This is a genomic window from Mycobacterium alsense (assembly GCF_002086635.1).
GTDB lineage: Bacteria > Actinomycetota > Actinomycetes > Mycobacteriales > Mycobacteriaceae > Mycobacterium > Mycobacterium alsense.
Genome location: NZ_MVHD01000036.1, coordinates 31991 through 56108, shown reverse-complemented (window position 1 = coordinate 56108; position 24118 = coordinate 31991). Strand labels below are relative to the sequence as shown.

Sequence of the window (24118 nt, the reverse complement as noted above, 5' to 3'; positions counted from 1 at the left end):
CCCCGTGACAATGGTGACCGTGGCGACGGCGCGGGCTGGGGGGCCGCATTGCCCGGGCCGTGCGCGTCGGCGGGCCGCTCGCGACCGGGTGTCGCGAGGCGCGCCGTCGCCGCTTCCGTCGGCTGGCGCGGCGGGGCCTGCAGCCGCGCGGTGCCGGCGCCCGACGGCGCGCCCGGGGCCGGCTCGCGCGCGGGCCTGGGTTCCGGCGGGCCGGGGCGCACGGGCCGCGGCGGTTCCAGCGCGCCGGGGTGGGTGGGGTCGTGCGGCGCGCGTGGCTTCGCGGCGACCAGGCTGGCCGCGGCGACCGGCGGCCGGGCGGCCCGCCCGTTGAGGGTGGGTCGCTTGCGCTCGTCGGGCAGGTCGATCTCGCCCAGCCCCAGCTTGTTCTGCAGGCGCCTGGCCCAGCGCGGGGCCCACCAGCAGTCGTCGCCGAGCAGCTTCATCACCGAGGGCACCAGGAACATCCGGACCACCGTCGCGTCCAGCAGCAACGCCGCCATCAATCCGAACGCGAGGTACTTCATCAGCACCAGGTCGGAGAACACGAACGACGCGGCGACCACCGCGAGCACCAGCGCGGCGGCGGTGATCAGGCGGCCGGTGGTCGCGGTGCCGATCCGGATGGCCTCGGCGGTGGACATGCCGCGTTCGCGCGCCTCCACCATGCGCGAGACCAAAAACACCTCGTAGTCGGTCGCCAGGCCGAATCCGACCGCGACCACCAGCGCGATCAGCACCACCATCAACGGCGTCGGGGTGAAGTTCAGCCACGTGGCGAAGTGCCCGTCGACGAAGATCCACGTCAGGATGCCCAGGGTGGACCCGAGCGTCAGCGCGCTCATCACCACGGCCTTGATCGGCAGCACGAACGAGCCGAAGGCGAGGAACATCAGCACCGTCGTGGCGCCGAGCAACAGCACCAGCATCAGCGGCGCCTTGTCGAAGAGGCTGTGGATGCTGTCCTGCTCGAGCGCGGGCGTCCCGCCCACCAGCAGGTTGAGGCCCTTCGGCGGGTTTGTGGCGCGCAGTTCGGCGATCTTCTTGGCGGCGTCATTGCGGTTGGACAACCCGTTCTGGATCACCCGCACCGAGTCGTCCTTGGGCTGCGACGTCCCGTTCGGCCCGTTGACGCAGGGGTTGCCGGCGATGGTCGGGCACGGCCGCTCCTGCCAGGTCTTGTCGGTGAACCCGGTGATCGGCGCGAGCCGGTTGCGGATGTCGGCCACCTGCTGATCGGTGACCTTGGTGTGGTTGTCGCTTTCGATCACGACCGTCAGCTGCTCGGTCCGGTAACCGGGGAAGAGCTTGTCGAAGTGCTCCTGCGCCAGGCGGACGGAGTTGTTCGGCGGCAGGTACTTTTCGCTCATGCCGCCGAACGACAGGTTGCCCAGGGGAATGACCAGCAGGATCATGCCGACGGCGATCGGGACGGCGAACGCCAGCGGTCGCTTCATCACGAAGTTGACGAGCTTGCCCCAGAAGCCGGCCTCGACCTCTTCCCGGGTCTTGGTCTTCTGCAGCCGGTCCGCGAGCCAGTTGAGGTAGGCGCGCGACACCTTCCAGTTCCGCAGGAAGGGAACGCGGAACGCGGTCCGCACGCCCAGGGCGTCGACGTGGCGGCCGAGGATGCCCAGGCTGGCGGGCAGCAGCGTGATCGACAGCAATGCGGCGAGTCCGACCGCGGCGAAGATGGCGTAGGTCAACGACTTCACGAACCCCTGCGGCAGGACCAGCAGGCTGGCGCTGGAGGCGATGATCAGCACCGCCGAGAAGGTGACGGTGCGCCCGGCCGTCATCACGGTTCGCCGCACGGCGGCCTCGGTGTCGTAGCCTTCGGCGATCTCCTCCCGGAACCGGCTCACCACGAAGAGGCCGTAGTCGATGGCGATACCGAGGCCGATCAGCGAGACCACCGGCTGGGCGAAGTAGTGCACCGGCCCGAACAGGGCGACGAACCGCAGGATGCCCAGCGCGCCCGCGATGCTCAGCCCGCCCACCATCACGGGCAGGCCGGCGGCGATCGCGCCGCCGAACACCAGGAACAGCACCACCGTGACCGCCGGCAGCGCGAGCACCTCCATGCGGCGCTGGTCGGTGGCGATCGTGCCGGTCAACGCGTTGGCGATCGGCTCGAGGCCGGCGAGTTGCACGGTGCCGCCGTCGAGCTTCTGCAGGTCGGGCGCGATGGCCTTGTAGTTGTTGAGGATCGTGTCGTCGTCGTCTCCCTTCAGCGGGATGGACACGAACGTGTGCTTCTTGTCCTCGGTCGCCATCCCCTTGATCAGCGGGGGCGCGTCGGCGGGGTTGGACACCGCCAGCCAGCCCGCCCAGCCGACGACCTGGCCGGGGTGGTCTTTCTTGAACTTGTTGAGCTCGTCGACGACCTTCTGGCGCCACGTCGGGTCGTCGACGGTCTTGCCGTCGGGGGCGGTGAAGGTGGCGACGATGTGGCTGGTGCGGTCGCGGCCGTAGGTCTGGTCCCCCAGCACCGAGGCCTTGACCGATTGGCTGCCGTCGTCGTAGAAACCGCTCTGCGTGACGTGCTTACCCAGGCTCATCCCGAACAGGCCGCCGCCGAGGCACAGGGCCACCATGACCCCAATCACGATGTACCGGTAGCGGTACACGGTTCGACCCCACCAGGCGAACACGTAAGCTCCTTACTGGATCAGTAGCGACCCGCGCATCGGATTCCCAGTCTCACACACGCGTGGTCAACAAGGCGGACAGCGGCCGGAACGGCTGCAGCCATGCCCCCTGGTCAGGCAGCGAATCTAGGCCGATCCTCGGCAACGGCTCCCGGAACACACCGGCGATGTCTTCCAGGTCGACGAACTCCAAGGTATCCGACGCTAGCGCCCAACTGGCATGTTCGCGAAATCCGATCACCTGAACGGGCACGCCGGCGCGTGCGATTTCCTCCAGCGGTTGACGGAAGGCCTGACCGTCGGCCGAAGCCACCACCAGCGCCGCCAGGCCCTCCTGATGCCGCAGCGCGATGTGGGCGAGCATGTCGCGGTCGACGTCGCTGTCCTCGTCGATCTTCGGCTTGGCGAAGACCGCGAACCCCACGTTGCGCAAAGCGTCCACCCACGGCCGGACGACCTCGGCGCTGCCCGGGGCGATGTTGGTGAAGACGGTGGCCTCGGGTTCGATCACGACGCCCGGGCGGGCGGAGCTGACCTCCGCCGTGCGCCCCAGCAGCCAGCGGCCCAGGGCGTCGAAGCGCGGGCGCTCCAGCCCGGTGGGCCGACGGCCCAGGATGGATCCCAGCCCCATGTCCAGGTTGGGGGCGTCCCAGACCAGCAGCACGCGCCCGGCCGGTGCTTGAAAGCTGCCGAGGCCCTCGGCCGACAGCACCGCCGGCGAGTCCAGGGGTGGTGCTTCTGAGGTCGCGGCTTCTTCCGTCAGGCTCATCCCTTTGCCTTTTCCAGCTTTTGCCAGATGAATTCGTTCACGACGCTGCCCGCGTCGCGAGCCTTGGACTCGTACTTGGTGGCGGGGCGCGCGACGGAGACCGGCAGCCGGTCGCCGGGCCGGGCGCGACGCAGCCTCGGTTCGGCGTCCCCGACCTCGCCGATGTGTTCGGCGTAGCCGGGATGATCCGTCGCCGCGTGCAGGACACCACCAGGGAGTAGCCGGTCGGCGATCAGACCAATCGTGCCCGGTTGCAAGAAGCGGCGCTTGTGGTGACGGGCCTTGGGCCAGGGGTCGGGAAAGTAGACGCGGACGCCGGTCAGCGTGCCCGGCCCGATCAGGTCCAGCACGTCGATCGCGTTCCCCCGGATCAGCCGGATGTTGCCGACCCGGTCGCGGTCGATCGCGCTCAGCAACTGCGCCAGGCCGCGCCGGTAGATTTCCACCGCGATGACGTCGACCCCCGGCTCGTCCTTGGCCATCGCCAGCGTGGATGTGCCGCTGCCGCAACCGATTTCGAGCACCACCGGCGCCTGGCGGCCGAACCATGCGCGGGTGTCCAGCCGCTCCGGGCGCTGGTCCGGCCCCAGCGTGAGGCCCAGCTCGGGCCACAGCCGCTCCCACGTCTCGCGCTGGGCCCCGGACAGCCCGGAACGCCGCGAGCGGAAGCTCGAGGCCGGGAGGTGGCGCGGTTGGGGGGTCGGGACCATGGCGCCTCCATTTTGTGGTCCAGTTTGTGGTCCGGTTTCTGGCCCGGCTCCTGGTCCCGTTTTTGAGGCACCCTCCGCTCGCGCATCGGGACACGTCCCGACCCCGGGTAGCGCATGCATTTGTCCATCGTGGCGCATGAATCGCCGATGTAGCCGCCCCAGGTCCAGATTGATACCCAACAGTTGCCTTCGGCCGGTAACGCACGCATGGTGGCTCGCATCTCGGCGACGTAGATGCCACGATTCGATAGGTTTCGCGTCCGGTGGGGGACCGGACGGTAGCTGCCGGTGACTGCAGGAGGGCACGAATTTTCGTCGACGAGCTGGCGCGCTTCGCCGCCGACCGCGCCGACCCGCGTCTGGCGGCGGTCGCCGAGCGGGCGGCCATGCCGTTGCGGGTGGCCGTTTGCGGGCGCCGCGGAGTCGGTCGCCGCACGGTGGCGCGCGCCCTGGGCCGCGCCCCGGCGATCTCGGTAACGGGCCGCCCCGAGGCCGACGTGGCCGACGTGGCCGACGTGGCCGACCTGGCCGACGTGGCCGTTTACGTCACCACCGAGGTCGTCAAACCCGAGGACACCGAGGCGATCGCGGCGGCGGCCGCCACCGGGTGCCCGGTGCTGGTCGCGCTGAACAAGTCCGACCTGGCCATGCTGCACCGGGCGGACCCGCGGGCGCGCTGCGCGGACTTCGCGGCGCGGGTGGGCGCGCCCGTCGAGCCGATGAGCGGCCTGCTCGCGGTCGCGGCGCTCGACGGCCTGGACGCCGCGGCCTGGGCGGCGCTGCGGGCCGTCGCCGCCGCTCCCGGCGGCGCCACCTGCCTCGACGGTTCGGCCGACGGGTTCCTGGCGGCCCGCCTCCCGGTCCCCGCCGACACAAGGCGGCGCCTGCTCGACGGCCTGGGCGTGTTCGGCACCGCCCTGAGCGTCGCCGCGCTCCAGCGGGGTGGGACGCCGGCGCGGGTGTGTGCGCTGCTGCGCCGGTGCAGCGGCGTCGACGCCGTCCTGAAGGGGATCGCGGTCGCCGGCGCGGGGGCGCGGTACCGGCGGGTGCTGCGGGCGGTCGCGGAACTGGAGGCCCTGGCCGTCCGCGACGGGACCGTGGGCGACTTCTTGGCCCGCGACGACACCGTCGTCGCCCGCATGGCCGCCGCCGTCGAGCTCGCCGAAGCCGCGGGCCTCGGCCCCCTCGACGGCGGCGATCCGGGCGCGCACCTGCCCCGCGCGCTGCGCTGGCAGCGCTACGGACGCGGGGGTGCGCTCGGTGCGCTGCACCGCGCCTGCGCCGCGGACATCACCCGGGGATCGTTGCGGCTGTGGTCGCGGGCCCACGCGCCGGGGGGGTGCGAGTGAGCGCCAAAGATCCCGCCGCCGAGGTGGACGCGCTGGTCGCCGCGATCGGGCCCCACCTGGACCCGCCCGCCATCCACCGGCGCGACGTGGTGCTGGTGACGGGGCCGTGGCTGGCCGGCGTCACCGCGGTGGCCACGGCGCTGCGCGAGCGGCTGCCGCAACACAAGTTCGTCGAGTCCACGGATCTGGGGCCGGGCGACGCGCCGACCGCGGTGGTGTTCGTGGTGTCCGCGGCGGCGCAGCTGACCGGGTCCGACTGCGCGCTGCTGGATGCCGCCGCCGACCACACCGACGTCGTCGTCGGCGTGGTGTCCAAGACCGACGCACACCTCAACTGGCGCGAAGTGCTCGCCGCCAATCGCGAAACCCTGGCCGCGCACGCGCCCCGCTACGGCCGGGCGCCCTGGGTCGGCGCGGCCGCCCGCCCCGACCTCGGCGAGCCGGACGTCGACGAGCTGGTGCGGACGGTCGCGGCCCGGCTGGACGACGCCGACAACCCGCGGCGAAACCGGTTGCGCGCGTGGGAATCGCGTCTGCGGACCGTCGCGCGGCGTTTCGAGCGCGACGCCCAGGGCGCCGGCCGGAGGGCGCGGGTCGACGCGCTGCGCGAAGAGCGCAGCGCGGCCCTGCGGCGGCGGCGCCAGTCGAAGACCGAGCGCACCATCACGCTGCGCGGCCAGATCCAGCAGGCCCGGGTCCAGTTGTCCTATTTCGCCCGCAATCGGTGCTCGTCGCTGCGCGGCGAGCTGCAGGAGGACGCGGCGGGCCTGTCGCGGCGCAACATGGCCGCCTTCGAAGAGCACGCCCGCGGACGGGTCGACGAGGTGGTGGCCGAGGTGAGCGACGGGACCGCGCACCACCTCGCCGGCGTCGCCGAGGTGTTGGGCGTTCCGGAGGCGCTACCCGCGGTCGAAGGCGCCGGGCCGGCGCCGACGGTCGAGGTCCTCCCGCTGCCGCTGAAATCCCGGCGCCACGAAACCTGGCTGATGATGGTGCTGGGCGCCGGCTTCGGGCTGGGCGTGGCGCTGACCCTCAGCCGGCTGGTCGGCGGGCTGACCTCCAGGCTGAGCCCCGCGGTGGCGGTGGCCGGGGCCGCGGGGTGCGTGGCGATCGGGCTGGCCGTCACGTTCGTGGTCGTCCACATCCGCGCCCTGCTGCTCGACCGCGCGCTGCTGGACCGCTGGGCGGGCGACGTGACCTCGTCGCTGCGCTCGGCGGTGGAGGAGTTGGTGGCCACCCGGGTGTTGGTCGCCGAGTCGGCGCTGAGCACCGCGCTGCTCGCCCGCGACGAGGCCGAGAACACCCAGGTGGCCGACCAGGTGTCGGCCATCGACAGCGAACTTCGCGAGCACGCCATCGCCGCGGCGCGGGCGGCGGCCGCGCGGGACCGGGAGATGCCGACTGTCCTGGCGGCGCTGAATGCCGTGCGTGCAGAACTCGGAGAACCGGGTATTCCCCCACCCGACGACCCCGGCCCGGAAACGGATGGGGACGAAACGGAAAAACACGCTTCGAGGAGCGCGAATGGCGATGCCGACTGACGTTCGGCCGGGTTTCTGAATCGTTGTTGTGAGAAGGCTTATACCCGCCCGAGACCTCCCCGACAAGTCGATCACGATAACCTGTTGTTAACGCCACCAAGTAAACAGTGTGTGGGCCGAGGCATACCGAGACGTACTCAGATATACGAGGCACTACCAACCACGAGCCGAGTAAGCAGGCAGAAGAAACCAGGAGAGTTCGATGACTTCAGCGACCGTTCCGGGTCTGGACACCGCGCCGACGAAACACCAGGGGCTGCTGTCGTGGGTGGAGGAGGTCGCCGAGCTCACCCAGCCGGACCGGGTCGTCTTCGCTGACGGTTCCGACGAGGAGTGGAAGCGGCTCACCGACCAGCTCGTCGAGGCGGGCACCTTCAAGCGGCTCAACCCCGACAAGTACCCCAACTCGTTCCTGGCCCTGTCCGACCCGTCCGACGTCGCCCGCGTGGAGTCGCGGACCTTCATCTGCTCCGAGCGCGAGATCGACGCCGGGCCGACCAACAACTGGATGGACCCCGCCGAGATGCGGTCCACCCTGACCGACCTGTACCGCGGCTGCATGCGCGGCCGCACCATGTACGTGGTGCCGTTCTGCATGGGCCCGCTCGGCGCCGACGACCCCAAGCTCGGCGTCGAGATCACCGACTCCGAGTACGTCGTCGTCTCGATGAAGGTGATGACCCGGATGGGCAGGGCCGCCCTGGAGAAGATGGGCGACGACGGGTTCTTCGTGAAGGCGCTGCACTCCGTCGGCGCCCCGCTGCAGCCCGGGCAGAAGGACGTGCCGTGGCCCTGCAACGACACCAAGTACATCACCCACTTCCCCGAGACCCGCGAGATCTGGAGCTACGGCTCCGGCTACGGCGGCAACGCGCTGCTGGGCAAGAAGTGCTACTCGCTGCGGATCGCGTCGGCGATGGCCCACGACGAGGGCTGGCTCGCCGAGCACATGCTGATCCTCAAGCTGATCTCCCCGGAGAACAAGGCGTACTACTTCGCCGCGGCGTTCCCGTCGGCGTGCGGCAAGACGAACCTGGCCATGCTGCAGCCGACCATCCCGGGCTGGCGCGCCGAGACCCTCGGCGACGACATCGCCTGGCTGCGGTTCGGCAAGGACGGCCGGCTGTACGCGGTCAACCCCGAGTTCGGTTTCTTCGGCGTCGCGCCGGGCACCAACTGGAAGTCCAACCCCAACGCGATGCGCACCATCGCCGCCGGCAACACCGTCTTCACCAACGTCGCGCTCACCGACGACGACGGGGTGTGGTGGGAAGGCCTGGAGGGCGAGCCGGACCACCTGATCGACTGGAAGGGCAACGACTGGGTCATCCGCGAGACGGAAACCAAGGCCGCGCACCCGAATTCGCGCTACTGCACGCCGATGTCGCAGTGCCCGATCCTGGCGCCGGAGTGGGACGACCCGCAGGGCGTGCCGATCTCGGGCATCTTGTTCGGCGCCCGCCGCAAGACGACGGTGCCGCTGGTGACGGAGGCCCGCGACTGGCAGCACGGCGTGTTCATGGGCGCCACCATGGGCAGCGAGCAGACCGCGGCCGCCGAGGGCAAGGTCGGCACGGTGCGCCGCGACCCGATGGCGATGCTGCCGTTCCTGGGCTACAACGTCGGCGACTACTTCCAGCACTGGCTCGACCTGGGCAAGAACTCCGACGAGTCCAAGCTGCCGAAGGTGTTCTTCGTCAACTGGTTCCGCCGCGGCGAGGGCGGCAAGTTCCTGTGGCCGGGCTTCGGTGAGAACAGCCGCGTGCTGAAGTGGATCGTCGACCGCATCGAGCACCGGGCCGGCGGCCAGGACACCCCGATCGGTGTCGTGCCGACCCCCGCGGACCTCGACCTGGATGGCCTGGACGTCGCCGGCGAGGACGTGGCCAGGGCGCTGGAGGTCGACGCCGACGAGTGGCGCCAGGAGCTGCCGCTGATCGAGGAGTGGTTCGAGTTCATCGGCGAGAAGCTGCCCACCGGCGTCAAGGACGAGTTCGAGGCGCTCAAGCAGCGGCTGGCCGAATCTCAGTAGCGCGGCCGGCGGTCGGCAGCTAACCCGAACCGCTTGACACCCGTCAATTTTCGTGGCGGTACAGTCTGCGCATGCAGATTCGCGAGTATCTCGGCTCCGCCAAGCCCGCCGTCATCCTCCATCCGTCCGGCACGGTCGTCACCTTCGACGAGCTGGAGGCCCGCGCCAACCGCCTGGCGCACTACTTCCGGCGGGCCGGGCTGGTCGAGGGCGACGCCGTCGCGATCCTCATGGAGAACAACGAGCACATCCACGCGGTCATGTGGGCGGCGCGCCGCAGCGGCCTGTACTACGTGCCGATCAACACCCACCTGACCGCGGCCGAGGCCGCCTACATCGTGGACAACAGCGCCGCCAAGGCCATCGTCGGCTCGGCGGCGCTGCGCAAGACGTGCGAGAACCTGGGCGAGCACCTGCCCGGCGGCCTGCCCGAGCTGCTGCTGATCGCCCTGGACGAGGAAGACGCCGATTTGGACGGCTGGCAGCGCTACCCGGAATGCGTTGCGGATCAACCCGATACACCCATCGACGATGAGATCGAGGGCGACCTGCTGCAGTACTCGTCGGGCACCACCGGCCGGCCCAAGGGCATCAAGCGCGAACTGCCGCACGTCTCGCCGGCCGAGGCGCCCGGCATGATGTCGGCGCTCGTCGGCTTCTGGATGACGCCCGACTCGATCTACCTGAGCCCGGCCCCGCTCTACCACACCGCGCCGTCGGTGTGGTCGATGACCGTGCAGGCCGGCGGCATCACCACGGTGGTGCTGGAGAAATTCGACCCCGAGGGCTGCCTGGCCGCCATCCAGCGCTACCGGGTCACCCACGCCCAGTTCGTCCCCGCCCACTTCACGCGGATGCTGAAACTGCCTGCGGAGGTGCGGGATTCGTACGACGTCTCGTCCCTGCGGCGGGTGATGCACGCGGCGGCGCCCTGCCCCGTGGAGATCAAGCAACGGGTGATCGAGTGGTGGGGGCCGATCGTCGACGAGTACTACGCCTCCTCGGAGGCGCACGGCTCCACGCTGATCAGCGCCGAGGAATGGCTGGCTCACCCGGGGTCGGTCGGCAAGCCGATGGCGTGCGTGGTGCACATCCTCGACGAAGAGGGCAACGAGCTGCCCCCGGGCCAAGCCGGCGAGATCTACTTCGAGGGCGGTTACGCCTTCGAGTACCTCAACGACCCGGACAAGACGGCCAAGTCGCGCGACAGGCACGGGTGGGCAACCGTCGGCGACGTCGGCTACGTCGACGAGGAGGGCTACCTCTACCTGACCGACCGGCGGCATCACATGATCATCTCCGGCGGCGTCAACATCTACCCGCAGGAGGCGGAAAACCTTCTGGTGACCCACCCGAGGGTCTTGGACGCGGCGGTGTTCGGCATCCCCGACGACGAGATGGGGCAGAGCGTCAAGGCCGTGGTGCAGACCGTCGACCCGGCCGACGCCACGGACGAGTTCGCGGGCGAGCTCCTGGCGTGGCTGCGGGATCGCTTGGCGCACTACAAATGTCCGCGGTCGATCTCCTTCGAGGCGCAGCTGCCGCGTACCGACACCGGCAAGCTCTACAAGGGCGAGCTGGTCAAGAAGTACTCCGGGTGACACTGCGCGTCGTCGACCTGACGGAGCCGGCCCCGGCCGGGGAGGCGATACCGCCCGGCGTGGTGATCGCGACGGGCCAAATGGCCGGCGCCTCCGAATACTGGCTGCAGCACGCGACTTTCACGCTCACCGAAGACCGCACCGACGACCGACGGGTGATCACCGTCGCCTCGGTGCCCGACGCGCTGGCCGAGCTGACGCACCGCTGCGCACGCTGGCCGCACGCCAGCAGCGTGTGCGACGACGTGTTGCGCTGCGTCGATCCCGGCGGCCCGACGCTGGCGGGCGTGGTGAGCGAGTCCCTGGCGTACTCGACGCTGCAGGCCGGCCCGGAGTTCGCGCGCTGGCTGGACGAACGGGGCCCGGCGCGCATGCCCGACATCGCCCACCCGGTGCTGGCGCACCGCGACGGCGACGTCCTGCGCATCGAATTCAACCGGCCGCAACGGCACAACGCGTTTTCCACCGACGCGCGGGCTGCGCTGCTCGAGGCGCTGACCGTCGCGCAGCTGGACCCCTCGGTGACCGGGATCGTGTTGAGCGGCAACGGTCCGTCGTTTTGCAGCGGGGGCGACCTCGCGGAGTTCGGCACCTTCGCCGACCCGGCCAGCGCCCACCTGGCCCGCACCCGCCACAGCCCCGCCCTGGCGCTCGACGCGCTGACCGCCCGGCTCGGCCGGTCCTGCCGCGCCGAGGTGCACGGCATGGTGATGGGCAGCGGGCTGGAGATGGCCGCGTTTTGCGGATGGGTTGCGGCGCGCGATGATTCGGTGTTCGGGCTACCCGAATTGGGCCTGGGTCTGATCCCCGGTGCGGGCGGTACCGTCAGCGTGACGCGCAGGATCGGGCGTTGGCGCACGGCGTACCTGGTGCTGTCCGGGCACACGATCGGCGCCGACGCGGCGCGGTCCTGGGGCCTGGTGGACGCGACTCATGTCGGCCAAGAGCGGGTTGCTCAGTAGCCCGGGTACGTGGTCGTCGGCGTCGACGGGATGGTCAACATGACCGCCGTGACTATCGCGAACCAGATGATGGCGATGACGCAGGTGGCCGCGCCGGCGACCGCGCCGATGATGGCCCACTTCTTCGCGTTGTCGGCGGCCTCCTGTGCCTCGCCGTAGCGGCCCTGGGCCCACAGCCCGGAGACCTTCGTGGAGTAGACGATCGAGACGATCCCGAACGGCAGGCAGCACAGGACGGTCACCAGGATCGCCCACACCAGGTGGTTGTCCGGCTCGCCCCGGGCCGGCCAACCCGGCTGCGGGACAGGCCAACCCGGCTGCGGGGGCGGGTAGCCCGGCCACGGTTGCTGCCAAGCCGGCGGCATTGGCTGCCGCCAGTCGGGGGAACCTTCGTACGGCCCCGGGGGATAACTCATGGCCACCGCCCTTCCCTGGTTCCCCTGGGTCCGGCAAATATAGCGCCGGGCACCGTTGCCGGCGGCAGATTCGCTAGAGGCCGCCCCGGGCGACCAGCTGCGCGGCGATCACGTTGCGCTGGATCTCGTTGGTGCCTTCGCCGACGATCATCAGCGGCGCATCGCGGAAGTAGCGTTCCACGTCGTATTCGGTGGAATAGCCGTAGCCGCCGTGGATTCGGACGGCGTTCAGGGCGATCTCCATCGCGGTCTCGGAGGCGAACAGCTTGGCCATCCCGGCCTCCATGTCGCAGCGTTCGCCGCTGTCGTAGCGCTCGGCGGCATAGCGGGTGAGCTGACGGGCGGCGGTGAGGTTGGTCGCCATGTCGGCGAGGTAGTTTCCGACGGACTGGTGTTTCCAGATCGGGCGCCCGAAGCTTTCGCGCTGCTGGGCGTAGGCCAGCGCGTCCTCGAGCGCCGCCGTCGCCACCCCCAGCGCCCGCGCGGCCACCTGGATGCGGCCCGTCTCGAGGCCCTTCATCATCTGCGCGAAGCCCTCGCCCGTCCGGCCGCCGAGGACCGCCGACGCCGGCGCGCGGAAGTCGTCGAACGACAGCTCGCAGGACTCGACGCCCTTGTAGCCCAGCTTGGGCAGGTCCCGCGACACCGTCAGTCCCGGGCCGTGTTCGACGAGCACGATCGAGATGCCCTTGTGGCGCGGTGTCGCGTCGGGGTCGGTCTTGCACAGCAGCGCGATCAGGCCCGAGCGGCGCGCGTTGCTGATCCACGTCTTGGAGCCGTTGATGGTCAGGCCGCCCGAGCCGTCGGGCAGCGCGGTCATGGCCATGTTCTGCAGGTCCGAGCCCCCGCCCGGCTCCGTCAACGCCATGGTGGCGCGCAGCTCGCCCGTCGCCATCGACGGCAGGTAGGCCCGCTTCTGCTCCTCGGTGCCGAACAGGGTGAGCAGCTTGGCCACCACGGTGTGCCCGCCCATCGCACCGGCCAGGCTCATCCACCCGCGGGCCAGTTCCTCGGTGACGCGCACATAACACGGCATCGACACCGGCGAGCCGCCGTACTCCTCGGGAACGGCCAGCCCGTAGATGCCGATCTTCTTCATCTGGTCGATCCACGCCTCGGGGTAGGTGTTGGCGTGCTCGAGCTCGCGGACGGTGGGTTTGACGTCGCGGTCGACGAACGCCCGCACCGTGGCGACCAGCATCTCCTCTTCGTCAAAGTCGTCGCTTTGCGCTGTGCTCACCTGTGCCATATTGGCCCGGTGGCTTTTGCGCGTGTACACGAGGGCGGCCCTTTCTTCGACGACCTCTCGGTGGGCCAGGTCTTCGACTGGGCACCGGCGATGACGCTCTCGGCGGGACTGGCCGCCGCGCACCAGGCGATCATCGGCGACCGGCTGCGCTTGTCCCTGGACAGCGACCTGTGCGCCGCGGTGACCGGGACGCCGGGGCCGCTGGCGCATCCCGCGCTGGTGTGCGACGTGGCGATCGGGCAGTCGACGCTGGCCACCCAGCGGGTCAAGGCCAACCTGTTCTACCGCGGCCTGAGGTTTCACCGCTTCCCGGTCATCGGCGACTCGCTCTACACCCGCACCGAAGTTGTTGGGCTGCGGGCGAATTCGCCCAAGCCGGGCCGGGCGCCGACCGGCCTGGCGGCGCTGCGCATGATCACCATCGACCAGGCCGATCGGTTGGTCCTCGACTTCTACCGGTGCGCCATGCTGCCGGCCGGCCCGGACTGGGATCCCGACAGGGACGGATCGGGGGCCGCCGGCGACGACCTGACGGCCGTCGGCGCCGACGCGCCCGGCCCGGCCCACGATCCGACCGCGCAGTGGGACGCCGACGCGTTCCGCGACAAGGTGCCGGGTCCGCACTTCGACCCGGGTCTGGTGGGCGCGGTGCTGCGCAGCGGCGCCGACGTGGTGACCAGCGCACCCGAGCTCGCCCGGCTCACGCTGAACGTCGCCGCGGTCCACCATGACGCGCGCGCCGGCGGGCAGCGCCTGGTCTACGGCGGGCACACGATCGGGTTGGCGCTCGCGCAGGCCAGCAGGTTGTTGCCCAACCTGGTGACCGTCCTGGGGTGGGAGTCGTGCGATCACACCGGCCCGGTACGCGAGGGCGACACCCTGTACAGCGAGCTGCACGTGGAATCCGCGCGTCCGGCCGACCGGGGCGGGGTGCTGGGGCTGCGGTCGGTGGTCTACGCGGTTCGCGAAACGGCGGAGGCGCCGGATCGGCCGGTGCTCGACTGGCGCTTCAGCGCGCTGCAGTTCTAGCCGGCGTCGGGTGCCGCGGTGGGGGCCGCGGGTTGAGCCACGCGCACAATGGTGGGCGTGAGCTCGGCCGCGGCGAAGTGGGGCAGCAGCGGGCTGGCCTATCTGACCGGGCCGCCCGACGGGCCGCCCGACTTCTCCCGCGCCAACGTGCTGGCCCGCGCCGAGGAGGTGGCCGCGGGCGTCGGTCACCGGCTGGGCATCGCCGTCGACGCGGCCGCCCTGCTGGCCGGGCGGGCCGCGCTGCTGGGGCTGACGCGCCGGGGCCGGGTGTCGGCGGGCGGCGCCACCCGGTTGCTGGCCGCCATCGATGGCTGGTGCGCGATCACGCTGTCGCGCCCCGACGACGTCGCCGCCGTGCCCGCGCTGCTGCAGGCCGACGACGTGCCGGCCGACCCCTGGCCGGCGCTGCGGCGCTGGGCCGCAAAGCGTTCGGTTTCGGAGATCACCGAGCGGGCGGTCCTGCTCGACATCCCGGCGGCCCGCCTCGGCGAGGCCGCGGCCCGCCCGCCGCGAACGGGCCGGCTCGGCCGAAGGGCGGCCGCGCGCGGGTGGGCCGGGCTGTTGGTGGCCGACCTGTCGTCGATGTGGGCCGGGCCGCTGTGCGGCCGGCTGCTGGCCCGCGCCGGGGCGACCGTCGTCAAGGTCGAAAGCCCGCGCCGCCCGGACGGGACCCGCGGCGGCGACCACGCCTTCTTCGACTGGATCAACGCGGAAAAGCTGTGCTACAGCGTGGATTTCGACGACCAGGCCGCCGAGGTGCGCGAATTGCTGTCCGTCGCCGACGTCGTGATCGAAAGCTCGCGCCCCGCGGCGCTGGCGCGGCGCGGGCTCGGGCCGGACCACCTCGCGCCGCGCGCCGGCCGGATCTGGCTGCGGATCACCGGCCACGACGACCCGAGGCCGGCGTTCGGGGACGACGCCGCGGTGGCCGGGGGCCTGGTGGGCGCCGGCGGTCCGGCGGGGCCGGTGTTCTGCGCCGACGCCATCGCCGACCCGCTGACGGGACTGGAGGCCACCCTGGCCGTGGCGGAATCGCTCGCCCGGGGCGGCGGCGAACTGATCCACCTGTCGATGGCCGCCGTGGCGGCCGGCTACGCGGCGCTGCCGGCGGCGGGACCGGCCCCGGAATTCCCCGCGGTCCCGGCGCCGCCCCCGCGGGTGCCCCCGTCCGCGGGCCCGGCGCCCGCCCTGGGCGCCGACAACGAGGCGGTGCGCCGGTTGGTCTCCGAAAGGGCCTGTCTGCCATGCTGATTCACCGTGCCACCCTGCTGGACGGTAGGACGGTCGACATCCGGGTCGGCGCCCAGATCGAGGAGGTCGGTGACGATCTGGTCGCCGGCCCCGGGGAGGGTGTGCTCTACGCCGGCGGCGGAACCGTGCTGCCGGGGCTGCACGACCACCACGTGCACCTGCGCTCGGCGGCGTCGGCGCTGAACTCGTTCTTCGTCGGGCCCCCGGGCGTCACCACCAAGGACCAACTGGCACAACTGCTGTCGAACGCGACTCCCGGCCCGGACGGGTGGATACGCGCCGTCGGCTATTACGAGTCGGTCGCCGGGGAACTGGACCGCACCGCGCTCGACGCCCTCGTGCGCGACGTCCCGGTGCGCATCCAGCACCGCAGCGGTGTGCTGTGGATGCTCAACTCCGAGGCGCTGGGCCGCGTCGGTTTGGCCGAACATCCCGACGGGCGGCTGCGCAGCGCCGACCGGGGCTGGTCGGACGCGCTGCAGCAGCGCGAGACCGACCTGGCCGAACTCGGCCGCCGGATCGCGGCGACCGGCGTCACCGGCGTCACCGACGCCACCCCCGACCTCGACGCCGACGACATGGTGTCGCTGCTGGTGGCGCACCGCCGCGGCGAATTCCGGCCGCGGCCGAGCTTTTTGGCACCCGGCAAGAAGATCCTGCACGACGACCGTCTCGACCTGGACTCCCTGTCGGCCTGGATCGCCGACCAGCACGGCGACGGTCGACCCGTTGCGGTGCACTGCGTGACCGCGGCCCAGCTCGTGGTCACCATCGCCGCCCTGCGCGCGGCCGGCAGCCATCCGCGGGATCGCATCGAACACGCCGCGGTGGTGCCCGACGAGAACGTGAGTGACCTCGCCGAGCTCGGGGTCACGGTGGTGACGCAGCCCAACTTCGTCGCCGAGCGCGGCGATCAATACCTCGACGACGTCCCCGCCGCGGAGCACCGTGACCTGTGGCGGGTCGCTTCCCTGTTGGACGCGGCGGTGCCGGTGGCGCTGTCCACCGACATGCCGTTCGGTCACGGCGACCCGTGGACGGCGATGCGCGCCGCGGTGTACCGCACCACGCCCAGCGGCTCAATCCTCGGTGAGAGCGAATGTGTCTCGGCGACAAAGGCTTTGACGATGTTCCTGGGATGCCCGGATCAGCCGGCGCGCCCGCGGACCGTCGAAATCGGGCAGCCCGGGGACCTGTGCGTGCTGACCGAGGCGCCGGCGACGGCGCTGGCCGAGCTGGACGCCGGCATGGTGGCGGCCACCGTCATCGGCGGCGAACTCGTCTACTTCGCGATGTGATCGAGCGCGGCGCGCAAGCTGTCGCACTGGCTGTCGAAAAATCGCCGCGACACCCGTGCCCTCGGTGCCAACGTGTCGAAGCCGTGGAAGGCGCCGGGGACGACTTCCACGCGGCAGCGCACGCCCGCCTCGGTCAGGCGCCGCGCGTAGGCGAGGTCCTCGTCGTGGAACAGGTCGTGCGTACCGACGCCGATCCAGGCCGGCGGCAGCCCGCTCAGGTCGTCGCGGCGGGCCGGCACGGCGACCCGCGGGTCCGCGCCGCCGAGGTAGGCCGTCCAGCCGAACCGGTTGCTGCGCGTGCTCCAGAGGCGGTGGTTGGGGTCCGCACCGGTGGCCGAACTGCGGTCGTCCAGCATCGGGTACACCAGCACCTGGAACACCGGGCTGATGTCGCCGCGGTCTCGCGCCAGCAGCGCCAGCGCCGCCGCGAGGCCGCCGCCGGCGCTGGCGCCGCCGATCGCCACCCGGTCGCGGTCCACCGCGGGCAGGTCGGCCAGCCAGGTGAGCGCCGAATAGCAGTCCTCCAGGGCCGCGGGATACGGGTGTTCGGGCGCCAGGCGGTAATCCACCGACGCGACCGTCACCCCGAGCCTCGCGCTGAACCGCCGGCACAGCCGGTCGTCAAGTCGCGCGGTGCCCATCACGTAGCCGCCGCCGTGGATCCACAGCAGCGCGGGGGTGGGGGCACCCGCTTGCGGGGCTGGCTCGTCCACGCCGGCGGGCCGGAACAGGCGGACACCGGCGCCCGATCCCATTGTCATCACCTCGACGCCGGGCGCGTCGCGGCCGCGGGCGCGGCGTTCGCCGAGGGCGCTGAAAGCCCGCAGCAGCGGCAGGGTGCGGGGACCGATCAGGTGCCGCGGGGCGATGCGGGCGATGCGGCGCAGGTCGGGGTGGACGCCGTCGTTTCGAACGTCGTCATCGTGTCGCACGTCGTCATCGTGTCGCGCGTCGTCGGTCGGCATCCGCACAGTATCCATCCGGGTCCGCGGTGGCCCGGCGCGGGCCGGGTTAGCCGATCGAAGATCGGGGTATCGATCGGGTTGATCGAAATGCCGGTCCATCCCGTGGATATCAGCATGCCGGCGACGCGGGCCCAACATCCCCACCGATGCGAGAGGCGTGACATGCTGGGGCATCTCTACGATCGGGCGCTCGGAGGCGAGAGATGTTGGGTCCGTCACGAGGACGGCGAGGTCCGGCCCCTGCCGGCCCACCGGTGGCTGGGCGAGCGCTGTCCCGACGGCGCATCCCGCGACGCCCACGACGACGCCTTCGACGACGCCGTCACCCAGATGTGTACCGGGCCGACGATAGAGCTCGGCTGCGGGCCGGGACGGTTGGTCGCCAGGCTGATCCGGCGGGGGATACCCGCGCTCGGTATCGACCGGTCGGCGACGGCGATCCGCCTGGCGGGCCGCGGCGGCGCGCCGGCGCTGCTGGGCGACGTGTTCGAGCCGCTGCCCGGAACGGGCCGGTGGCAGACGGTCCTGCTGGTCGACGGGAACGTCGGCCTGGGCGGCGACCCGCGGCGGATCCTGGGGCGCGCCGCCGAGCTGCTGGTCAGCGGCGGGTGTTGCATCGCCGAGTTCGAGACCGAGGTCATCGGGGTCCACGCCCGCTGGGTGCGCCTCGAGATCGGCGGGGACGTGGGGCCCTGGTTCCGGTGGGCATCGGTGGGGGTGGACAGCGCCGCCGCGCTGGCCGCGCAGGTGGGCCTCACGCTGACCGGCGTCCGGCTCATCGCCGGCCGCGTGGTCGCGAGCCTGGTGGCCTGGTGAGCCGCCGGTGACCCTTCCGCGGTTTCGCAGCCCGCTGCGCGGCCCGTGGCTGACGTCGGTGTTCGCGGTGGTGCTGCTGGGCACGCTGCCGATCGTCGCCGTCACCGGGCTGCTCTCCTACATCGCCTACGCCCCCCAGTTGGGCCAGGCCATCCCCGGCGACGTCGGCTGGCTGCGCCTGCCCGCCTTCACCTGGCCGGCCCGCCCGTCGTGGTTGTACCGGTTGACGCAGGGCCTGCACGTGGGACTCGGCCTGGTCATCATCCCGGTGGTGCTGGCCAAGCTGTGGTCGGTGATCCCGCGGCTGTTCGCGTTCCCGCCCGCCCGCTCGATCGCCCAGGCGCTGGAGCGCCTTTCGCTGCTGATGCTGGTCGGCGGGGTGTTGTTCGAGATCGTCACCGGGGTCCTCAACATCCAGTACGACTATGTCTTCGGGTTCAGCTTCTACACCGCCCACTACTTCGGGGCCTGGGTGTTCATCACCGGCTTCCTGATGCACATCGCGCTCAAGCTCCCACGCATGGTGCAAGGGCTGCGGTCGCTGCCGCTGCGGGAAGTGTTGCGCACCAACCGAAGTGACACCCGACCGCAGCCGCCCGATCCCGACGGCCTGGTGGCGGCCGACCCGGCCGAACCGACCATGAGCCGGCGGGGCGCGCTGGCGCTGGTCGGCTCCGGCGCGCTGCTGGTCGGGGTCCTGACCGTGGGCCAGACCCTCGGCGGCGTCGCCCGGAGTACCGCGCTGCTGCTGCCCCGTGGGCGGGGCCGGGGCGACTTTCCGGTCAACAAGACCGCCGCCGCGGCGGGCATCGCGCCCGAAGCCGTCGGCGCCGGCTGGCGACTGACCCTGCGCGGGGGCGCGACCGAGGTGGTGCTGGACCGGGCCGAGCTGGCCGGTTTGCCGCAACGCACCGCGCGGCTGCCGATCGCGTGCGTCGAGGGATGGTCGACGGTGCAGAGCTGGAGCGGGGTCCGGCTGGCCGAGCTGGCCCGGCTGGCGGGCGTGCCCGCGCCGCGCGCGGCACGGGTGGCGTCGCTGCAGCGAGGCGGTGCGTTCGGCGCGGCGGCGTTGCAGGCCAACCAGATCGGCGATCCCGACGCCCTGCTGGCGCTGCGCGTCAACGGCGCCGACCTGTCGCTGGATCACGGGTATCCGGCCCGGATCATCGTTCCGGCGCTGCCCGGCGTGCACAACACCAAATGGGTGTCGTCCATCGAGTTCGAGCCGAGCTGAGATGCCGTCATTCTCAACGCGTTTCGCGGCGATCTACGGGTCCCGCCCGCTGCACCTGCTGACGATGCTGTCCGGGTTCGCGTTGTTGGGCTACCTCCTGGCCACCTTCCAGCCGGCGACGCTCTGGAACCCCGGCACCTGGTGGCAGTCGATCGCCGTCTGGCTGGCCGCGGCGGTGATCGCCCACGATCTCCTGCTCTTCCCGCTCTACGCGCTGGCCGACCAAGTGCTGTCCGCGAGCCGGCTGAACGTCAGCGCCCGCAACCACATTCGCGTGCCCGCCCTGGGCGCCGGGCTGACGCTGTTGATCTTTCTGCCGGGCATCGTCGAGCAGGGCGCCCCGACGTATCAGGCCGCCACCGGGCAGACGCAGCAGCCGTTTCTGGGCCGGTGGCTGCTGCTGACCGCGGCGATGTTCGCGGCGAGCGCTATTTGCTACGCCGCGCGGCTCGCCGTGACCCAGAGGCGTGCGACACACCGCCTGGAGAGCAAACAAACAAAACAAGCTGCACACGTAGTCAACGAGGATTAGCAACCGTCCGAGGGCGGCGACCGGCACCCGGGCGGCCGCGACTAACGGAATCGTCGGTTTTGCTGACGCCCCCGGGGGTACAGTCCGGTGCATGGCTGCGAAGCGACCCCGCATGACGCCCTGCGTGAGACGGTTGCTGCGGGCCGGCCCCGCCGACTACATGCTGGCCCTTAGCGTGGCGGGTGCTTCGCTGCCGGTCGTCGGAAAGAGCCTCGAGCCCCTCGGCGGCGTGACCGCGATGGGCGTCTGGGGCGCCCGGCACGCGCCGCGAGCCCTGTCCACGATGGCGAAGGACTGGCTCACGCCCGGGACCAACGACGCGCGCCGCCGCGATCGGGAGGGCACCCGCGAGGCCTCCCTCGCCGCGCTGCGGGGCGTGGTGTCCGCGGCGGAGCTCGACGCCGAATGGCCCACCGCGGAGCGGATCCCGCCGATCTGGGACGCGCTGCGCCAGCGACGCTACCTCTACCGCCGTGGCGTGCACTACGGCGACAACCAGGCGCAGGTGCTCGACGTATGGCGCCGCAAAGACCTGCCCCCGGAACCCGCGCCGGTGCTCATCTTCGTCCCGGGCGGTGCCTGGGTGCACGGGCGGTGCATGGGGCAGGGATCCGCGCTCATGTCGCGGCTGGCCGAGCAGGGGTGGGTGTGCCTGGCGATCGACTACCGCGTCTCACCGCGCCACCGCTGGCCGCGCCACATCACCGACGTCAAGACCGCCATCGCGTGGGCGCGCGCCAACGTCGACAAGTTCGGCGGCGATCGCAATTTCGTTGCGGTGGCGGGCTGTTCGGCCGGCGGGCACCTGGCCGCGCTCGCGGGGCTGACCCCCGGCGACCCCGCGCACCGCGCCCAGCTGCCCGAAGGCGCCGACGCCTCCGTGGACGCGGTGGTCGGCATCTACGGCCGCTACGACTGGGAAGACCGTTCCACGCCCGAACGCGACCAGTTCGTCGACTTCCTGGAGCGGGTGGTCGTCAAGCGGTCGATCGCCCGCCACCCCGAGGTGTTCCGCGACGCGTCGCCGATCGCGCGGGTGCATCGGAATGCCCCGCCGTTCTTGGTGATTCACGGCAGCAAGGACAACGTGATCCCGGTCGAGCAGGCCCGCACGTTCGTCGATCGGCTGCGGGCGGTGTCGCGTTCGACGGTCGGCTACCTGGAACTGCCCGGCGCGGGCCACGGCTACGACCTGGTCGACGGCGAACGGGCGGGCGCGGCGGCCCACGCGGCGTCGCTGTTCCTCCACCAGGCCTACCGCACCAAGACACAGATTGGCGCGAAAGAGGTCATCTGAGCTCCCGACGCTGAGTATGGTCCCTCTATGGGTAAGGGGCGGCGGTGAAAAGGCTCAGCGGCTGGGACGCGGTACTGCTGTACAGCGAGACGCCCAACGTGCACATGCACACCATCAAGGCTGCCGTGATCGAACTGGCTCCGGACCGGCGTGACTTCGACATCGACGCGTTCCGCGCGGTGATCGGCGGCCGGCTGAACAAACTCGAGCCGTTCTGCTACCAGCTCGTCGAGGTCCCCGGGAAATTCCACCATCCGATGTGGCGGGAGAGCTGCGAGGTCGACCTCGAATACCACATCCGGCCCTGGCGACTGCCGGCTCCCGGCGGTCGCCGCGAACTCGACGAGGCGATCGGGCAAATCGCCAGCACCCCGCTCGACCGGAAACGCCCGCTGTGGGAGATGTACTTCGTCGAGGGCCTGGCCAACCACCGGATCGCGGTGGTCGGCAAGATTCACCACGCCCTCGCCGACGGCGTCGCGTCGGCGAACCTGATGGCCCGCGGGATGGATCTCCAGGGCGGCGCGGACAGCGAGCGGTATCTGCCGGACCCGCCCCCCACCGCCCGGCAGCTGCTGGGGTCGGCGTTCGCGGATCATCTCCGCCACATCGGGCGCATCCCCGCGACCGTCCGCTACACGGCGCAGGGCCTGGGCCGGGTGCGCCGCAGCTCCCGCAGGCTCTCGCCGGAGCTGACCCGGCCGTTCACGCCGCCGCCGAGCTTCATCAACCACATGATCACGCCGGAGCGCAGGTTCGCGACCGCCACGCTGGCGCTCGCCGACGTCAAGGAGACCGGCAAGCGCCTCGGCGCGACGATCAACGACATGGTGCTGGCCATGTCGAGCGGCGCGCTGCGCACGCTCCTGCTGCGCTACGACGGCACCGCGGAACCCCTGCTGGCCTCGGTGCCAATGAGTTTCGACTTCTCGCCCGAGCGGATCTTCGGCAATCGCTTCACCGGGGTGTTGGTGGGTCTGCCGACCGATTCCGACGACCCGCTGGAGCGGGTGCGGTGCAGCCACGAGAACGCCATCGCCGCCAAGGAGAGCAATCAGCTGATGGGGCCGGAGCTGGTCAGCAGGTGGGCCGCCTACATGCCGCCCGCGCCGACGGAGGCCTTCTTCCGCTGGGCGTCCGGCCGGGACGGGCAGAACAAGATCCTGAACCTGAACATCTCCAACGTGCCCGGTCCCCGCGAGCGCGGCCGGGTGGGCGGCGCGCTGGTCACCGAGATCTACTCGGTGGGCCCCCTGACCGCGGGCAGCGGCCTCAACATCACCGTGTGGAGCTACGTCGACCAGCTCAACATCTCGGTGCTCACCGACGGCGCCACCGTCAAGGACCCGCACGAGGTGACCGAGGCGATGGTCTCCGACTTCGTCGAAATACGAAGGGCCGCAGGACTTTCCGAGGAACTCACGGTCGTCGACACCGCGATGGCGCCCGCCTGAGATTCGGCGCGGGGCAAGAGGGGAAACGGCACTCTCGGCTGGTGTTAATGCCATTCTGATCGGCCGTTACCATCGGTCGCAGAACAGCCACCCATTGAAGAAGGAGCCGGGCAGCACTGTGAGCACTGGGAGCGAAGAGGCCAACGAACCCGAAGTTCTCGTCGAGCAACGGGATCGCATCCTGATCATCACCATCAACCGGCCGAAGGCCAAGAACGCGGTCAACGCCGCCGTGGCCAGGGGATTGGCCGACGCGATGGACCGGCTCGACGGGGACCAGGGCCTGTCGGTGGGCATCCTGACCGGAGCGGGTGGCTCGTTCTGCGCGGGCATGGACCTCAAGGCGTTCGCGCGCGGCGAGGTCCCCGTCGTCGAGGGCCGCGGCATGGGCTTCACCGAGCGCCCGCCGGCCAAGCCGCTCATCGCGGCGGTCGAGGGTTACGCCCTGGCCGGCGGGACCGAGCTGGCGCTGGCGACCGACCTGATCGTGGCGTCCAGGGACGCGGCGTTCGGCATCCCCGAGGTCAAGCGCGGGCTGGTGGCCGGCGGCGGGGGGCTGCTGCGCCTGCCCGAGCGCATCCCGCCCGCCATCGCCATGGAGCTGGCGCTGACCGGGGAGAACTTCAGCGCCGAGCGGGCGCACGCCCTGGGCATGGTCAACGTGCTCGCCGAGCCCGGCGGTGCGCTGGCCGCCGCGATCGAGCTTGCGGAGAAGATCACCGCCAACGGCCCCCTGGCGGTGGCGGCCACCAAGCGGATCATCGTCGAATCTCGCAGCTGGAGCCCCGACACGATGTTCGCCGAGCAGGGCAAGATCCTGATGCCGGTGTTCTCGTCGAACGACGCCAAGGAGGGCGCGATCGCGTTCGCCGAGAAGCGGCCCCCCCGCTGGACGGGCACCTGAGACCGCGGGCCCGTATCCCCCGCGGGTTACACTACGGCTTAGATCTGTAAAGGCGAGAAAG

20 protein-coding genes are annotated in these 24118 nt (G+C 71.3%); 14 read left to right on the top strand and 6 right to left on the bottom strand.

The window, feature by feature from the left end; all coding sequences use genetic code 11:
- The 3 genes from mmpL3 to trmB all read right to left on the bottom strand — a co-directional run.
- Positions 1-2651 (bottom strand): trehalose monomycolate exporter MmpL3 (gene mmpL3 / locus BST11_RS18650; protein ID WP_083139376.1); only part of this gene is annotated, 2651 nt, incomplete at its 3' end.
- Between the two features lie 49 nt (positions 2652-2700).
- Positions 2701-3417: an NYN domain-containing protein gene (locus BST11_RS18645; protein WP_083139368.1), complete on the bottom strand. Its 717-nt coding sequence runs from the start codon at positions 3415-3417 to the stop codon at positions 2701-2703.
- Complete coding sequence (gene trmB, locus BST11_RS18640) at positions 3414-4265, bottom strand: tRNA (guanosine(46)-N7)-methyltransferase TrmB (RefSeq protein ID WP_083139367.1); 852 nt, start codon at positions 4263-4265, stop codon at positions 3414-3416. Before trmB ends, BST11_RS18645 begins: the two co-directional genes overlap by 4 nt.
- 125 nt (positions 4266-4390) lie before the next feature.
- On the opposite strand from trmB, the gene BST11_RS18635 reads away from it, so the two are divergent.
- From BST11_RS18635 to BST11_RS18615, 5 genes are all read left to right on the top strand, one after another.
- Positions 4391-5476: a hypothetical protein gene (locus BST11_RS18635; RefSeq protein ID WP_083139366.1), complete on the top strand. Its 1086-nt coding sequence runs from the start codon at positions 4391-4393 to the stop codon at positions 5474-5476.
- Entirely contained in the window at positions 5473-7017 is a 1545-nt protein-coding gene (locus tag BST11_RS18630) for a hypothetical protein (RefSeq protein ID WP_083139375.1), read from the top strand. Before BST11_RS18635 ends, BST11_RS18630 begins: the two co-directional genes overlap by 4 nt.
- 202 nt (positions 7018-7219) lie before the next feature.
- Positions 7220-9049: a phosphoenolpyruvate carboxykinase (GTP) gene (locus tag BST11_RS18625; protein WP_083139365.1), complete on the top strand. Its 1830-nt coding sequence runs from the start codon at positions 7220-7222 to the stop codon at positions 9047-9049.
- A gap of 71 nt (positions 9050-9120) precedes the next feature.
- Entirely contained in the window at positions 9121-10650 is a 1530-nt protein-coding gene (gene fadD4 / locus BST11_RS18620) for a fatty-acid--CoA ligase FadD4 (protein WP_083139364.1), read from the top strand.
- 80 nt (positions 10651-10730) lie between these two features.
- Entirely contained in the window at positions 10731-11612 is an 882-nt protein-coding gene (locus tag BST11_RS18615) for an enoyl-CoA hydratase/isomerase family protein (RefSeq protein ID WP_244897702.1), read from the top strand.
- Here BST11_RS18615 and BST11_RS18610 read toward each other — a convergent pair.
- A complete protein-coding gene (locus BST11_RS18610) occupies positions 11606-12028 on the bottom strand; it encodes a CD225/dispanin family protein (RefSeq protein WP_083139362.1) in 423 nt (140 codons plus the stop codon). The two genes, BST11_RS18615 and BST11_RS18610, sit on opposite strands and share 7 nt — an antisense overlap.
- A 73-nt stretch (positions 12029-12101) precedes the next feature.
- Positions 12102-13229, bottom strand: a complete 1128-nt coding sequence (locus tag BST11_RS18605; protein ID WP_244897701.1) for an acyl-CoA dehydrogenase family protein — start codon at positions 13227-13229, stop codon at positions 12102-12104.
- 57 nt (positions 13230-13286) lie between these two features.
- On the opposite strand from BST11_RS18605, the gene BST11_RS18600 reads away from it, so the two are divergent.
- Genes BST11_RS18600 through BST11_RS18590 form a run of 3 tightly spaced genes read left to right on the top strand, consistent with a single transcriptional unit; the run spans position 13287 to position 16855 of the window.
- Positions 13287-14306, top strand: coding sequence for a MaoC family dehydratase (locus BST11_RS18600; protein WP_142276428.1), 1020 nt, complete (start codon positions 13287-13289; stop codon positions 14304-14306).
- 48 nt (positions 14307-14354) lie between these two features.
- Positions 14355-15557, top strand: a complete 1203-nt coding sequence (locus tag BST11_RS18595) for a CoA transferase (protein WP_083139361.1) — start codon at positions 14355-14357, stop codon at positions 15555-15557.
- Entirely contained in the window at positions 15551-16855 is a 1305-nt protein-coding gene (locus BST11_RS18590; RefSeq protein WP_083139360.1) for an amidohydrolase family protein, read from the top strand. Before BST11_RS18595 ends, BST11_RS18590 begins: the two co-directional genes overlap by 7 nt.
- Here the strand turns inward: BST11_RS18590 and BST11_RS18585 are convergent.
- Complete coding sequence (locus BST11_RS18585; protein ID WP_083139372.1) at positions 16840-17820, bottom strand: alpha/beta hydrolase; 981 nt, start codon at positions 17818-17820, stop codon at positions 16840-16842. The genes BST11_RS18590 and BST11_RS18585 overlap by 16 nt on opposite strands.
- Before the next feature lie 162 nt (positions 17821-17982).
- On the opposite strand from BST11_RS18585, the gene BST11_RS18580 reads away from it, so the two are divergent.
- From BST11_RS18580 to BST11_RS18555, 6 genes are all read left to right on the top strand, one after another.
- A complete protein-coding gene (locus BST11_RS18580; protein ID WP_083139359.1) occupies positions 17983-18636 on the top strand; it encodes a class I SAM-dependent methyltransferase in 654 nt (217 codons plus the stop codon).
- Positions 18637-18643: 7 nt separating this feature from the next.
- Entirely contained in the window at positions 18644-19870 is a 1227-nt protein-coding gene (locus BST11_RS18575) for a molybdopterin-dependent oxidoreductase (RefSeq protein ID WP_083139358.1), read from the top strand.
- Between the two features lies 1 nt (position 19871).
- Complete coding sequence (locus tag BST11_RS18570) at positions 19872-20402, top strand: hypothetical protein (RefSeq protein ID WP_083139357.1); 531 nt, start codon at positions 19872-19874, stop codon at positions 20400-20402.
- Between the two features lie 91 nt (positions 20403-20493).
- Positions 20494-21699 carry an alpha/beta hydrolase gene (locus BST11_RS18565; protein ID WP_083139356.1) on the top strand — a complete coding sequence of 402 codons (1206 nt, stop codon included), beginning with the start codon at positions 20494-20496 and terminating at the stop codon, positions 21697-21699.
- A gap of 44 nt (positions 21700-21743) precedes the next feature.
- Positions 21744-23153: a WS/DGAT/MGAT family O-acyltransferase gene (locus BST11_RS18560; RefSeq protein WP_083139355.1), complete on the top strand. Its 1410-nt coding sequence runs from the start codon at positions 21744-21746 to the stop codon at positions 23151-23153.
- Positions 23154-23271: 118 nt separating this feature from the next.
- Positions 23272-24057, top strand: a complete 786-nt coding sequence (locus tag BST11_RS18555; protein ID WP_083139354.1) for a crotonase/enoyl-CoA hydratase family protein — start codon at positions 23272-23274, stop codon at positions 24055-24057.
- Positions 24058-24118 lie beyond the last annotated feature (61 nt).

Bases quoted from the DNA above. Each gene is read 5' to 3' on its own strand.
- trmB (WP_083139367.1), bottom strand. From the start codon at position 4,265: ATGCGCCACGATGGACAAATGCATGCGCTACCCGGGGTCGGGACGTGT.
- BST11_RS18595 (WP_083139361.1), top strand. From the start codon at position 14,355: ATGGTGGGCGTGAGCTCGGCCGCGGCGAAGTGGGGCAGCAGCGGGCTG.
- BST11_RS18645 (WP_083139368.1), bottom strand. From the start codon at position 3,417: ATGAGCCTGACGGAAGAAGCCGCGACCTCAGAAGCACCACCCCTGGAC.
- BST11_RS18615 (WP_244897702.1), top strand. From the start codon at position 10,731: ATGGCCGGCGCCTCCGAATACTGGCTGCAGCACGCGACTTTCACGCTC.
- BST11_RS18585 (WP_083139372.1), bottom strand. From the start codon at position 17,820: ATGCCGACCGACGACGCGCGACACGATGACGACGTGCGACACGATGAC.
- BST11_RS18610 (WP_083139362.1), bottom strand. From the start codon at position 12,028: ATGAGTTATCCCCCGGGGCCGTACGAAGGTTCCCCCGACTGGCGGCAG.
- fadD4 (WP_083139364.1), top strand. From the start codon at position 9,121: ATGCAGATTCGCGAGTATCTCGGCTCCGCCAAGCCCGCCGTCATCCTC.
- BST11_RS18625 (WP_083139365.1), top strand. From the start codon at position 7,220: ATGACTTCAGCGACCGTTCCGGGTCTGGACACCGCGCCGACGAAACAC.
- BST11_RS18590 (WP_083139360.1), top strand. From the start codon at position 15,551: ATGCTGATTCACCGTGCCACCCTGCTGGACGGTAGGACGGTCGACATC.
- BST11_RS18570 (WP_083139357.1), top strand. From the start codon at position 19,872: ATGCCGTCATTCTCAACGCGTTTCGCGGCGATCTACGGGTCCCGCCCG.
- BST11_RS18580 (WP_083139359.1), top strand. From the start codon at position 17,983: ATGCTGGGGCATCTCTACGATCGGGCGCTCGGAGGCGAGAGATGTTGG.
- BST11_RS18605 (WP_244897701.1), bottom strand. From the start codon at position 13,229: ATGCTGGTCGCCACGGTGCGGGCGTTCGTCGACCGCGACGTCAAACCC.
- BST11_RS18565 (WP_083139356.1), top strand. From the start codon at position 20,494: ATGGCTGCGAAGCGACCCCGCATGACGCCCTGCGTGAGACGGTTGCTG.